Source organism: Sphingopyxis sp. OAS728 (assembly GCF_014873485.1).
Lineage (GTDB): Bacteria > Pseudomonadota > Alphaproteobacteria > Sphingomonadales > Sphingomonadaceae > Sphingopyxis.
This window is the reverse complement of the sequence record NZ_JADBDT010000001.1, coordinates 1,473,595-1,485,694: the sequence shown is the minus strand read 5'-3', so window position 1 is coordinate 1,485,694 and position 12,100 is coordinate 1,473,595. Positions and strand designations below refer to the sequence as shown.

The following is a 12,100-nucleotide window of genomic DNA, read 5'->3' as shown; positions in this document are numbered from 1 at the left end:
TCGTGCGACCGACACGAACTAGTGCCGGTCAAGTGGTTCACAGGACAAAAAAGACCGCGTGCTGATTCGCGTTGATCTGGATCAATCGATGCAACTTGCGCCGCGGTCCCCCGTTTTTAATCCATGCTTTCCCCGACCGACGACCAGACCCATCCGCTTGCCCGCCGCTTCGCGGAGTTCATTCGCGATACCAACTTCCCGTGCGTCGGGGCAAAGTCCGCGTTAGCCCGAAACCAGATCCGGTTCGTCGTCGGCCGCGACCTCCGGTCGGCGTGGGACGACCTGCGTATCTATCCCAATCTCCTCGACCTCGCCTGGTCCTATTCGCGCGAACCTTCGCTCTTTCACTCGCTGGTCGTCCTTTTCGAAAAAGACAGCGGGCTCGACGAAGCGGGGTTCGAAGCGTGCCTGTGGGAGCGGCTCGCATCGCTCTCGCACAAGGACGACTGGCACGGCCAGGAGCCCGACCCCCGCGTCAGCAACGATCCCGACGATCCGCACTTTTCGCTGAGTTTCGGCGGCGAGGCCTTTTTCGTCGTCGGCCTGCATCCGCGAGCCAGCCGCCCCGCGCGGCGTTTCGAGAGACCCGCGCTCGTGTTCAACCTCCATGACCAGTTCGAGCAGCTGCGGAGTCGCGGCCTCTACGACAAGATGCGCGCGGCTATCATCGCGCGCGATGTCGCGCTCGCAGGCGAACCGAACCCGATGCTTGCGGTCCATGGTACCATCTCCGAAGCACGGCAATATTCGGGACGCGCTGTGGGCGAAGAATGGACATGCCCCTTCGCGGGCCGCGAGACGGGTCTGCGCCGTGGCGACAGGATCACGGGGCGAGCCCGCTAGCTTAGCGCCTTGTCCTCGGCCTTGCCAGGATCGACGGGCCCGGGCAGCGGCTGCCGGGCATCGAGATCGAATCGGTCGCCGGCACTGAGCGCGTGCAGCACCACATGGTGCAGCGAAAGCGTGCGGTCGGGTGCGGCTTCCGCGATATTCGAATGGGTGACCGCTCCGGCATCGACGATGGTTACCGCCCCCGAGCCGATGACATTGAAGCAGCGTCCCTCGACGATGATCGCGCTGTCCTCGTCGATGCCGATGCCGAGGAGCCGGGGATTGTGCGCGATCGCGCCGAGCAGCCGCCCGATGCGTCCCCGCTCGGCGAAATGCTGATCGATGATGACGTCGGACAGCAGCCCGAGGCCCGGCGCCAGGTGGAGGTCGCCGATGCGATAGGATTCGGCGCCGTTGCCGCGTACGAGCATCGTCTCGCTTTGCGCCGACGCGCCGGCCGATGTGCCCGCCACCACGCCGCCGCGTGCGTGCAGGTCGCGCACGAGCTCCTCGAGCGGCGTCTCGCCCATCTGGCTCACGATGCGCAGCTGATCGCCGCCGGTGAAGAATATTCCTGCGGCCGAAGCGATAAGTTGCTGGCGTGTGGGGTCGAGCGTGTCCTCGCGCTCGTCGAGATACAGCTCAACAAGGTCCGTCACGCCGATTCCGCTGAATGCCTGGCGATAGGCCTCGAAATAGCCCTCGGGCTCGTGGCTTGCGACGGTGGCGATGACGAGCTTGCCGCCTTGAAGTCGCTCGGCGACCGCGCGGAGAATGACCCGGTCGCCGTCCTTGTCCTCATGTCCGCCGATCGCGATGAGGGCCCCGGTGCGGTCAGTCATGATTCATTTCCTTTCTCCATTCGGTCTCATGCAGGACGGCAATCGCGGCGGCACGGTTCCGGTCGGCGAACGCGACCGCGAAATGATCGCTGTTGTGCGCCATGCCGATCCGTCCCGCAGCATCGATCGCGATCACGCCGGCTTCGGCGGCAAGCCGTTGCATCGGGGCACGTATCGCGTTCACGGCCGTGCCCGCATGCCCTTCTTCCATCGCGCGCATGACGCGCGCGCCGAGCAGCGCGCGGGCGATCGCCTCGCCATCGCCCGAGAGCGATACGCCGCCCACCGCGTCGTCGGCGTAGAAGCCGCAGCCGGGAAGCGGGGCGTCCCCGACGCGGCCGGGGAGTGTGCCGGCGAGACCGCCGGTCGAGGTCGCAGCCGCAACATGGCCGGCCTGATCAAAGGCAACGCAGCCGACGGTGTCGTGGCCGCCGCCGGGGGAGGGGGCGGGCGCGAGCGGGAGCCCGGCGCAGGGCACGCCGCGGCTGCGCGCGAAATCCTCGGCGCCCGGCCCGACGAGAAGGATCGGTTCGGCGGCGAGCATTGCCGCGGCCGCCTCGATCGGGTTGTAGATGTGGCGAACGGCCGCGACGGCTCCGACGCCGAGCGAGGCTCCGTCCATGATCGCGGCGTCCATCTCGATTTCGCCGGCAAGGTTAGGGACCGAGCCCCGGCCGGCGTTGAACGTCGGATCGTCCTCGAGGACGCAGACCGCGATCCGCGCCGCGACGACCGCGGTGGCCCCAGCCTGCAGGACCGCCGCGCCCGCGTCCGCAGCGCGGCGGCAGCCCGCGCGATGCGCTTCCGCCTTCTCGGGCGGAATCGACCGCGCGCCGCCGTGAACGACGATCGACCAGGGGCGGTCAGCCAAGGGCGGCAGCCGGCGACTGTGACGGCGGTCGCCGCAGCGGCGCCGGGCTGTTCGCGAAGGCCTGAACGCGTGCCCAGATGCCGTCGACGTCGGTCGGCGTGAGGACGATCATATCTCCCGGCTCGGCGCGCGCCAGGCAGAGATCTGTCGCCGCCTCTTCGTCGACGAGCAGGTGGATGGCCGAAGGCGCTTTGCCCGCGGCAAGGGCGCCTTCGGCCATCAGCGCATTGACCGCGCCGCGCGGGCGTCCTCGTCCGTCGGGCCCTTCGCGAAACATGATCTCGTCGAACATCGCGGCCGCCTGCGCGCCGACGTTTAGGAGATCGCTGTCGCGCCGGTCGCCGGGAAGACCGATCACTCCGAGAATGCGGCCATTGGGATCGCGCAGCTTGGGCAACAGCGCCGCGAGTGCATCGAGCGCAGCCGGATTATGGGCATAGTCGACGAGGATGCGGACGCCGTGCGCGTCGACGATGTTGAGGCGCCCCGGCGAATCTTCGAAGCTGGGTTGAAAGGACACGAGCCCCGCGCTGATTGCGGAGAGTGGAATGTCGTAGGCCGCCGCGATCGCAGTCGCCGCGAGCGCGTTCCAGATATTGAATTCCGCGGCGCCGCCCAGCGCCGAAGGGAGGGCGCCCGTACCGACGATCGCGTGGCGTTCGCCGTCGCGGTAGAGCATGACCGTTTCGTTCTCATGGGTGACCGCCATGCCGCCCGCGGCGAGGTGGCCAGCGAGCGGAGGCCGCTCCGCCGCGCCCGCGGACGCGGCGAACCACACGATGCGGCCGCGCGCACGGCGCGCCATTCGCACGGTGAGCGGATCGTCGGCGTTCAGCACGCTGGCGCCGCGGCGCTTGACGCTCTGGACCACTACCGATTTTACCCGCGCAAGGTCCTCGACCGTTTCGACGCCGCGGTTGCCGAGATGATCTTCGCTGATGTTGAGCACCGCGCCGACATCGCAGACGTCGAACCCGAGCCCCTCGCGCAGCAGCCCGCCACGCGCGGTCTCGAGCACTGCGGCATCGACCATCGGGTTGCGCAATATCATGCGCGCGCTTTTGGGCCCGCTGGCGTCACCCGCAGCCTGGCGTCTTCCCTCGACATAGACCCCGGTCGTCGACGTGAAGCCCACCCGGTAGCCCGCCTCGCCGAGAATGCGCGCAACCATCCGGACCGTCGTCGTCTTGCCATTTGTGCCAGTGACGGCAAAAATGGGTATCCGGCTGTTCGACCCCTTGGGGAGAAGCGAGGCGACGATCGGTTTTGCGACGTCGCGCGGGCTGCCTTCGGACGGCGCGATATGCATCCGCAGCCCCGGCGCCGCGTTGACCTCGACGATCCCGCCACCTGTCTCGCGGATGCTGCGTGAAATGTCGGGGGCCATCATGTCGATGCCTGCGACGTCCAGCCCGACGATCGCCGCGGCCTGCACCGCGATTGCGGCATTGTCCGGATGAATGTCGTCGGTGCGATCGATCGCCGTTCCGCCTGTCGAAAGATTGGCGGTGCCGCGCAGCGCCACGCGTTCTCCCGGTGCCGGGACGGTCGCAAGATCGCGTCCGCCGCGCGCGAGAAAATCCTCGAGAGCTGCATCGACCCGGATGCGGGTGAGAACCGCCTCATGTCCGGCGCCGCGGCGTGGATCGGCGTTCACCGCTGCGATGAGATCGGCGACCGAATGCGTGCCGTCGCCGGCGACGCTTGCTGGAACGCGCTCCGCGACCGCGACGACGGTGCCGGCGACAACCAGAATGCGGTGATCGGTTCCCGGCAGCTGCTTTTCGACGATCACGCGGCGGCCGGTGGCGGCGGCGCGGGCATAGGCCTCGTCCAGCTGCCGTTCGTCGGCAACGCCCGTGCTGACCCCCCGGCCCTGGTTCCCGTCGAGCGGTTTGACGACGACCGGCCATCCGAGCTTCGACGCCGCCGCACGGGCGTCCGCGGCGGAGCCGACGACACCGCCGCGCGGCACGGGGACGCCGATGCTCTCGAGCAGCAATCTGGCTTTCTGTTTGTTCGCGGCGAGCTCCGCGCCGATGAGCGATGTGGCGCCGGTCACGCTCGCGCGGATGCGGCGCTGACGGCTCCCCGTGCCGAACTGGACCAGGCTCGCCTTATCGAGCCTCAGGACCGGGATGCGACGGCGGCGGGCTTCGGCGACGAGCGCGGCGGTGCTTGGGCCGAGGCCGTTCGCGATCGCGAGCCTGCGAAGGGCCTCGGTGATCGCGCCGATGTCATCGGGGCGCAGGTCGAGTGACGACGCAAGCCTGTCGAGCCCCTCGACAGCCTGCAATCCGGGGGGCAGCAGATCGGCGACGATTTCGATTGCCGCGCGGGCGGCGGCGAGACCGCTTTCGGCATCGGCATAGCAGAATAATATGTCGTAGACGCCGGGCTGCCGCTTGACCGCCCGGGTTTTGCCGCGCGTCACCTGCGCGCCCGCGCGCGACTGGAGTTCGATCGCCACATGCTCGATGACATGACCGAGCCATGTCCCGTCCTTCATCCGGCGGACAAGGCCGCCGGGCTCGCCATAGCTGCATCCATGCGCAGCGAGGCCCGGAAGCCGCTCGACGAGCCTTTCGGCAAAGCCGGGGAGCCGGTCGGTCGGACGCGTCTCGAGGGCGCCGAGATCGAGGCGCACGCGGATCATCGGGCGGGCGCTGTAGACATGGGGACCGCGGTAGACGCTGCGTTCGATGACGTGCATCGGTGCTGCCTCGCTCATGCGCCGACCCGGTCGATGACGACGCCGACCGCTGCGATGCGCTCGACATCGGCATAAGCCGGCTTGTCGAGTTCATCGCCGAAAATGTCGGGGTCAAGTTCGCGGTAGCTGAAGGAAAATCGCGTTCGGTCGAGACGCTCGGCAAGCGCTGCGTGAAGCACGTCGGTGCCGCCGACGATCGCGGCGCCGGTGTGCATCACGAACCGGCCGCCCGGCGCGAGTAGGTCCGCGCCCGCCAGCGACCAGTCAAGCGAGAGCTGGCCTCCGTGAAGGCCGCCGCCATCGCGATAAGCACGGTGCGCGGTGTCGATCATGAAAGGCGGGTGCGTCACGATGAGGTCGTAGGAACCCGGCACCTCGGTGGGGCTCGATACGTGCAGCAGCTCATGACGCACTGCCGCATGCTCTGCATTGATCGAAGCCAGGAAAAGCGCCTTGGGATTGACGTCGGCGATCGTCAGCAACGCGCCCGGCGCGCGCTGCGCGGCGATGATGCCGCCGACGCCGGCGCCCGCGCCATAGTCGAGGATCGTCGCAACGTCGGCCGGCATATGCCCGGCGATGAACTGCGCGAAGCGGCAACTGTCCGGACCGAGGAAAACCGAGTCCGCCGCGTCGGTAGGATAGGCCGAATGCCAGAACAATGCGCCTTCGACGCGCGAGACGCGGAGGCTCGGATGAAGACCGCTTTCGCCCGACGCGGCGAACAGTCCCGCTTCGCCTAGAATCCGCTCGAGCATCGGATCGAGTGTCCCGCGGGGCACCGGCAGGCTCCAGCCGAGGGCGTCGACGAGATTACGGGCCATCCTGCGCTCAGCGCGGGCGACCACGCGTGCGTGCGTCGAGGGCGTCGGGGCGATGAAATCATAGCCGACACCGTCCAGATAGCCGAGAATATCGAGGAGGCGCTCGCGTCGATCCGCTGGAACAGCCGGGCTTTCGGCTTCGGATTCGGCGGCGAACAAACTGCTCAAACGGGTCATCGGGATTCCTTCACTCTCCCTTCCCGAAACGCGATGATCCTGGCGCGGTTGCCGCGATTGATCTGGATTATGTCGATTGTCCGAAAGCCGCCCGCGCCAATGCGCGCGGCGGCTTCCGGTGGCGCTAGACCTTGGTCTTGGCGTCGAGATCCACCACGAGTTCGCGCGGCCAGTGGCGCAGCGCCCGGCACGCCTCGACGAAGGGCGCAGCGTCGCCCGCCTTGGCGAGCGGGATACAGGCTTCGTCGAGGTCATCGGCAAGCCCGGCGGCCGCGAAGATGGCCTCGGCCTCGGCGGTCATGCCGATAAACTTGCAATGCGCGAAGGCGTCGCTTGCGAAATCCTTCGCGGTCGCGTCGGCCGCGAGCTCGGCGGCGCCTTCTTCCGAGACGAGGATCGCGACGGCATCGAAGAGGACCGACGGGCCGCCGTCGATCTTGTGTCTTGCCGCGACCTTGGTTCCGTCGGCGAGCGTCACGCCGCCGATCTTGGGCGCGACGACCTCATAGACCGCGCCTTCGGCGTCGAGCGCCTTTACCAGGGCCTTGAAGATCGTCGGGTTGGCGCCATCGCTCATCAAGATGCCGAGCTTGCGGCCCTTGAAGCTGTCGGGTCCGTTCTTGAGAATGCTGAGCGGGTCCGAAGGCGGCAGGTCGGTGATCGGCTGGCGCGCTGCGGGTGCGGCATCGGGGAGCGCGATGCCGAGGCCGTCGGCGACGGTCGCGGCGAGGCCGGCATCGATGTTGCGCAGATGCGAGACGGTGCGTGCGCGGATGTCGGGACGTTCTACCTTCGAGAGCTCGAACACCAGCGCATCGCCGATATGTTTCTGTTCGATCGGCGTCTGACTGATGAAAAATTGCCGCGCCTGGCTATAATGATCGGCGAAGCTTTCGGAGCGCACGCGCTGTTTCGGCCCCTCGAGCTCGTCGGCAAAGCTCTGGAAACCGCGCACCGGATCCTCGCGCGGACCGCCTTGCGTCGGCCCCCAGCTGTTCGGCTCGTAATTCGCGCGGCCTTTCGGGTTGCGCATCGCCATATGCCCGTCCTGCTGGAAATGCGCCATCGGGCACTTCGGCGCATTGATCGGGATATGGGTAAAATTGGGCCCGCCGAGGCGTTTGATCTGGGTGTCGAGATAGGAGAAGTTGCGGCCCTGGAGCAGCGGATCGTTCGAGAAGTCGATGCCCGGCGGGACATTCTGCGTGCAGAAGGCGACCTGCTCGGTCTCGGCAAAGAAATTGTCGACAACGCGGTCGAGAACAAGCCTTCCGATCACCCGGATGGGGACAAGCTCCTCCGGAATGATCTTTGTCGCGTCGAGTATGTCGAAATCGAAGCTGTCGGCGAAATCATCGTCGAACAGCTGGACGCCGAGCTCCCACTCGGGGAAGTCGCCGCCGTTGATCGCATCCCACAGGTCGCGGCGATGGAAATCGGGATCGGCGCCATTGATCTTGACCGCCTCGTTCCACACGACCGATTGCAGCCCCTGCTTGGGCTTCCAGTGGAATTTGACGAACACCGCCTTGCCTTCGGCATTGATGAGCCGGAAGCTGTGAACGCCGAAGCCTTCCATCGTCCGGAACGAGCGCGGGATCGCCCGGTCGGACATGATCCACATGATCATGTGGAAGCTCTCGGGCATCAGGCTGACAAAATCCCAGAAATTGTCATGCGCCGACTGCGCCTGCGGGAAGGCACGGTCGGGCTCGGGCTTTACGGCGTGGACCAGGTCGGGGAATTTGATCGCATCCTGGATGAAGAAAACGGGGATATTGTTCCCGACGAGATCCCAATTGCCTTCCTGTGTGTAGAGCTTGACCGCGAAACCGCGCACGTCGCGCGCGAGATCGAAGCTGCCCTTCGATCCCGCGACGGTCGAGAAACGCACGAAGGCGGGGGTGCGCTCGCCGACGCGCTGGAAGATATCGGCGCGGCTATATTCGGCGAGACTGTCGGTCAGTTCGAAATAGCCGTGCGCGCCATAGCCGCGCGCGTGGACGACACGTTCGGGGATGCGCTCATGATCGAAGTGGAAGATCTTCTCGCGGAAGTGGAAGTCCTCGAGCAGCGTCGGGCCGCGCGCGCCCTGCTTCAGGCTGTTCTGATCGTCGGCGACCGGCGCACCCTGCTGGGTGGTGAGCGCCGGGGCGCCACTCTCGGTGGTCTGGCGCGTTTCGCCGCCGCCGCCTTGCAGTTCGCTGAAGCTGTTGCTGATCGGGGCATCTGCGGGGATCGCCGGTGCCTTTTTCGGCGTCTCGCCGGCGACGTCGGCGCCCGCGATGTCGGCAGGCGATCGGGTCGGCCCGGCTGCGGGCGCGGAGGACGCCTTCGCATTGGACGATTTTGCGGTCGGTTTCGAAGTTTCTGTTCGGGCCATTTGTCACACCAGCTGGTTGGGAGCCTTCGCTCGTTGGAACCGTTGCGCCGCGGCGGGAGCAACAGGTCAACAAATCAACGCGCGTGAAGTTGCCGAACAAATTGCGAAGTTAATCTGCATCAATTCGATCGCCGTTTTCCGCATGCAACGCTTGCCCAGGTTTGCCCGTTGATCGCTCGCCGCGGTCGCTTCGGCCGCGCCTTCGACCGGTGAGGATAGCCGCTTGATGTTTACCGACCGCTTCCTGAGGCAACGGCGCGGAGCCGAGCTCAGCACCGCCGAGCGCGAACGGCTCGAGGCGGCCATCAGCGAGGTTCGGAGCATCGCAGCGCGCAAAACGATCGCCCGCACGGGAGAAACGCTGGCGCACAGCACGCTGCTTGTCGACGGGATCATGTCGCGCTACCTCGACGACAGTCGCGGCCTCCGGCAACTGGTTGCGATCCACTTGCCCGGCGACTTCCTCGACCTGCATGGCTTCCCGCTTCACAGTCTCGATCACGACGTCGCGTCTCTCACGCATGCGACGGTGGCTATCGTCCCGCATGCGCAGCTCGAGGCCATTGCCGAGGACATGCCGGGCCTCACGCGAAAGCTGTGGTATGCGACCCTCCTCGATGCTGCGATTCATCGCGCGTGGCTGTTCCGCCTCGGGCGGCTCGATGCGCTGGGCCGCATCGCCCACTTTCTCTGCGAGACCAGCGCCCGCCTTTTCGCCGCCGGTCTTAGCGACGGGCGGCGCTTCGCGCTCGCGCTGACCCAGTCCGACATCGGCGAAATCTGCGGCCTTACGACGGTCCATGTAAACCGCGTCATCCGACAGTTGCGGGAAGAGCGGCTGTGCATCTTCCGGTCGTCGCTCGTCGAAATTCTCGACCCATCCGCCCTTGCGACACGGGGCGAGTTCGACCCGGCCTCCCTCTATATCGAGGATAGTGAAAATATTCTCCCCACCACGAAAAGGTTACGACGATGACAAGCCGCTACCCGCCCGATCCGCACATCCGACCCGGCATCGCGACCGCTGAAGAGGGCATCGTGCTTCTTGATGGTCCCAATGGTGTGGCAATCTCGCTGACGGCCGAGGCGGCCGCCGAGACAGGGCGCAGTCTCGTCGATGCGGCGGCCGAGGCACTGAAGCAGCGCGCCGCGGGCAAGACCGGCACGCCGACGGACGGTGACGAGATCAGCGATGCTGGCTGATGCCGCCGGTTGGATCGCACCGGTCGCGACGATGGTCGCGGCGATGATGACGGCGGCCAATCTCGGGGCGCGGATAACCGGCTGGGGCTTTGTCGTTTTCGCCGTCGGCTCGGTTGCTTGGTCGGTCGTCGGCATTTCATCCGGCCAGACCAATCTTCTCGCGACCAACATCTTCCTGACCTTCGTTAATCTCGTCGGCATCTGGCGCTGGCTCGGCCGCCAGCGTGTCTATGAGGACGGCGCCGAGGCGGCCGCGCGGCGAAGCAGCAGGGCAGGCGGGCCTTCGCTGTTTCCGGCCACCGGAATCGCCGGGATGCCCGTCAGCGACGATCGCGGCGAGGCGGTCGGCCGCGCAGTTGAAGCGATGATCGAATGCGCTTCGGGGCGCGTGAATTATGTCGTCGTGGCGTCGGGCGGAATTGCGGGTGTCGAAGAGCAATTGCGGTCCGTCGCGATAGCGCATCTCGACTGTCACTCGGACGGGCTGATCCTGCTTGAGAGCCGCGCCGCGTTCGAACGGCGCGCGCCATTGGAGCAGGGCCGATGGCCTGCGACCGTCGCCCTGTCGCAGAAGATGCAATCAGACAATGGCCATCGACATGACGCCGGCCGCCAGCGGGAGACCGATAATGCAACGGCTTAAAGACAATGGCCTCACCATCGTGCTGCTTCTGCTTTTCGCGGGAAGCATCGCCGGGCAGTGGCTGACGGGCTGGCATGTCGCGGTCGAAGACGCGGTGCGACATGGCGAGCCCGCAATGACGCTCGGCGCCTATAGCTTCAGTCCGGAGTTCCTGTCGTCGGTCTTTGAAAACTGGGAAAGCGAGTTCCTTCAGATGTCGGCCTATGTCGTCCTGACCGCGATGCTGATCCAGAAGGGCTCCGCCGAATCGAAGGACCCCGACGATCCCCCGCGCGACCAGAACCTCGAGGCGCAGGCCCTGCAACCCGGGGCGCCGGCGGTGCTTCGCAAAGGGCGCCTGGCGCGCGCGCTGTACGCGCGCTCGCTGGGCATCGCGCTCTTCCTGCTCTTCCTGCTCTCGTTCGTGGTCCACTGGACGCAGAGCGCCGCTGCGGCGGCGAACGAAGCGCGCGAGCATGGCGAGGCGGTGCAATCGACGATCGCCTATCTCGGCGATCCGCAGCTGTGGTTCGAAAGCTTCCAGAACTGGCAGAGCGAATTTCTCTCGACCGCGATTCTCGTCCTGCTCTCGATATTCCTGCGCCAGCGCGAATCTCCGGAATCGAAAGCGGTCGCCGCGCCGCATTCCGAGACGGGCGCTTGACGCCGGGGCAGCGGGAATCAGGAGGGGCGGCACCGCTCGATGTGCTGGTCGTCGGCGCCGGCCCGGCCGGGCTCACGGCTGCCATGTATCTTGGACGGTACCGGCGGCGGATCCGCATTGTCCATGACGGCCGCTCGCGCGCCCTGTGGATTCCGTTGACGCGTAACGTGCCGGGCTTTCCGGAAGGCGTCAAAGGCATCGACCTGATCGAACGGATGACCGAACACGCGCGGCGCTATGGCGCCACAATCGAAGAGGCGCGCGTGACGGACATCGTTCGGCGCGGGGACGATCTGTTTGTCGCCGCGCTTTCGAGCGGCGGGCGGCTCGAGGCGCGCGGGGTTATCCTCGCGACGGGCGTCGAGACCCATCTCGCGACGCTCGACGCAGGCGACCACATGCAGGCCGTGGCCGACGGGGTCCTGCGCTACTGCCCGATCTGCGACGGTTTCGAACATCGGGGCGAGCGCATCGCGGTGCTGGGCTCGGATCTGCACGGCGCCGCCGAAGCCATGTTCCTTCGCCAGTTTTCTCGCCATGTGACGCTGATCCCGAAGTGGCAGGCGACGCTGACCGACGCGGCGCGAGATGAACTTTCGGCGAGCGGCGTGGACGTCGTAGAGGCACGGGTGGACCGCCTCGAGGCCGGGCCGGACTCGATCATCGTGTCGCTCGAGGGCGAAGACGCGCCTCGTCGCTTCGATATTCTTTACCCGGCCTTTGGATCGACACCGCGCAGCGATCTCGCGGAAAGGCTCGGCGCGATCCTGGACACGCAGCGCTGCCTGCCCTTTGCCGCCTTCTCCGACGGTCTGCTTCCAGGCCTGTACGCCGCAGGGGATCTGCTCGAAGGCCTGGACCAGATCAGTACGGCTATGGGACAGGGCGCGATGGCGGCGACACGGCTCCACAACTGGCTGCGCGAGCGCGATGGGCACATATTGGCCGCGCAGCATGAGACATGATCGAG

11 protein-coding genes are annotated in these 12,100 nt (G+C 66.6%); 6 read left to right on the top strand and 5 right to left on the bottom strand.

Going from position 1 to position 12,100, the window contains the following annotated elements:
- Nucleotides 1-123: 123 nt before the first annotated feature.
- Entirely contained in the window at nt 124-843 is a 720-nt protein-coding gene (gene gntA, locus GGC65_RS06965; RefSeq protein ID WP_192646485.1) for a guanitoxin biosynthesis heme-dependent pre-guanitoxin N-hydroxylase GntA, read from the top strand.
- Here gntA and GGC65_RS06960 read toward each other — a convergent pair.
- The 5 genes from GGC65_RS06960 to GGC65_RS06940 form a co-directional block, all read right to left on the bottom strand.
- On the bottom strand, nt 840-1,673 hold the full coding sequence (locus tag GGC65_RS06960; RefSeq protein ID WP_192646484.1) for a cyanophycinase: 834 nt from the start codon (nt 1,671-1,673) through the stop codon (nt 840-842). The two genes, gntA and GGC65_RS06960, sit on opposite strands and share 4 nt — an antisense overlap.
- Nucleotides 1,666-2,544 (bottom strand): isoaspartyl peptidase/L-asparaginase family protein, encoded by an 879-nt coding sequence (locus GGC65_RS06955; protein WP_192646483.1) that lies wholly within the window; start codon nt 2,542-2,544, stop codon nt 1,666-1,668. Before GGC65_RS06955 ends, GGC65_RS06960 begins: the two co-directional genes overlap by 8 nt.
- A complete protein-coding gene (cphA, locus tag GGC65_RS06950; RefSeq protein ID WP_192646482.1) occupies nt 2,537-5,275 on the bottom strand; it encodes a cyanophycin synthetase in 2,739 nt (912 codons plus the stop codon). The genes GGC65_RS06955 and cphA overlap by 8 nt, the downstream gene beginning before the upstream one ends.
- Nucleotides 5,272-6,258: a methyltransferase gene (locus tag GGC65_RS06945; RefSeq protein WP_192646481.1), complete on the bottom strand. Its 987-nt coding sequence runs from the start codon at nt 6,256-6,258 to the stop codon at nt 5,272-5,274. Before GGC65_RS06945 ends, cphA begins: the two co-directional genes overlap by 4 nt.
- Nucleotides 6,259-6,382: 124 nt before the next feature.
- Nucleotides 6,383-8,641, bottom strand: coding sequence for a catalase (locus GGC65_RS06940; protein WP_225940714.1), 2,259 nt, complete (start codon nt 8,639-8,641; stop codon nt 6,383-6,385).
- A gap of 226 nt (nt 8,642-8,867) precedes the next feature.
- On the opposite strand from GGC65_RS06940, the gene GGC65_RS06935 reads away from it, so the two are divergent.
- The 5 genes from GGC65_RS06935 to GGC65_RS06915 are packed head-to-tail and all read left to right on the top strand — an operon-like array spanning nt 8,868 to nt 12,095.
- The gene (locus GGC65_RS06935; protein WP_192649432.1) at nt 8,868-9,617 is read left to right on the top strand and encodes a Crp/Fnr family transcriptional regulator; all 750 of its coding nucleotides are present in this window, start codon (nt 8,868-8,870) and stop codon (nt 9,615-9,617) included.
- Entirely contained in the window at nt 9,614-9,844 is a 231-nt protein-coding gene (locus tag GGC65_RS06930) for a hypothetical protein (RefSeq protein WP_192646480.1), read from the top strand. Before GGC65_RS06935 ends, GGC65_RS06930 begins: the two co-directional genes overlap by 4 nt.
- Entirely contained in the window at nt 9,834-10,487 is a 654-nt protein-coding gene (locus tag GGC65_RS06925) for a PRC-barrel domain-containing protein (RefSeq protein WP_225940713.1), read from the top strand. Before GGC65_RS06930 ends, GGC65_RS06925 begins: the two co-directional genes overlap by 11 nt.
- Entirely contained in the window at nt 10,474-11,130 is a 657-nt protein-coding gene (locus GGC65_RS06920) for a DUF6766 family protein (protein ID WP_192646479.1), read from the top strand. The genes GGC65_RS06925 and GGC65_RS06920 overlap by 14 nt, the downstream gene beginning before the upstream one ends.
- Nucleotides 11,127-12,095, top strand: coding sequence for an NAD(P)/FAD-dependent oxidoreductase (locus GGC65_RS06915; RefSeq protein ID WP_192646478.1), 969 nt, complete (start codon nt 11,127-11,129; stop codon nt 12,093-12,095). Before GGC65_RS06920 ends, GGC65_RS06915 begins: the two co-directional genes overlap by 4 nt.
- The last annotated feature ends 5 nt before the right edge of the window (nt 12,096-12,100 follow it).

What these genes read in the sequence shown, in the direction of transcription:
- gntA (WP_192646485.1), top strand. Translation starts at nt 124, where the DNA reads ATGCTTTCCCCGACCGACGACCAGACCCATCCGCTTGCCCGCCGCTTC.
- GGC65_RS06960 (WP_192646484.1), bottom strand. Translation starts at nt 1,673, where the DNA reads ATGACTGACCGCACCGGGGCCCTCATCGCGATCGGCGGACATGAGGAC.
- cphA (WP_192646482.1), bottom strand. Translation starts at nt 5,275, where the DNA reads ATGAGCGAGGCAGCACCGATGCACGTCATCGAACGCAGCGTCTACCGC.
- GGC65_RS06945 (WP_192646481.1), bottom strand. Translation starts at nt 6,258, where the DNA reads ATGACCCGTTTGAGCAGTTTGTTCGCCGCCGAATCCGAAGCCGAAAGC.
- GGC65_RS06940 (WP_225940714.1), bottom strand. Translation starts at nt 8,641, where the DNA reads ATGGCCCGAACAGAAACTTCGAAACCGACCGCAAAATCGTCCAATGCG.
- GGC65_RS06935 (WP_192649432.1), top strand. Translation starts at nt 8,868, where the DNA reads ATGTTTACCGACCGCTTCCTGAGGCAACGGCGCGGAGCCGAGCTCAGC.
- GGC65_RS06930 (WP_192646480.1), top strand. Translation starts at nt 9,614, where the DNA reads ATGACAAGCCGCTACCCGCCCGATCCGCACATCCGACCCGGCATCGCG.
- GGC65_RS06925 (WP_225940713.1), top strand. Translation starts at nt 9,834, where the DNA reads ATGCTGGCTGATGCCGCCGGTTGGATCGCACCGGTCGCGACGATGGTC.
- GGC65_RS06920 (WP_192646479.1), top strand. Translation starts at nt 10,474, where the DNA reads ATGCAACGGCTTAAAGACAATGGCCTCACCATCGTGCTGCTTCTGCTT.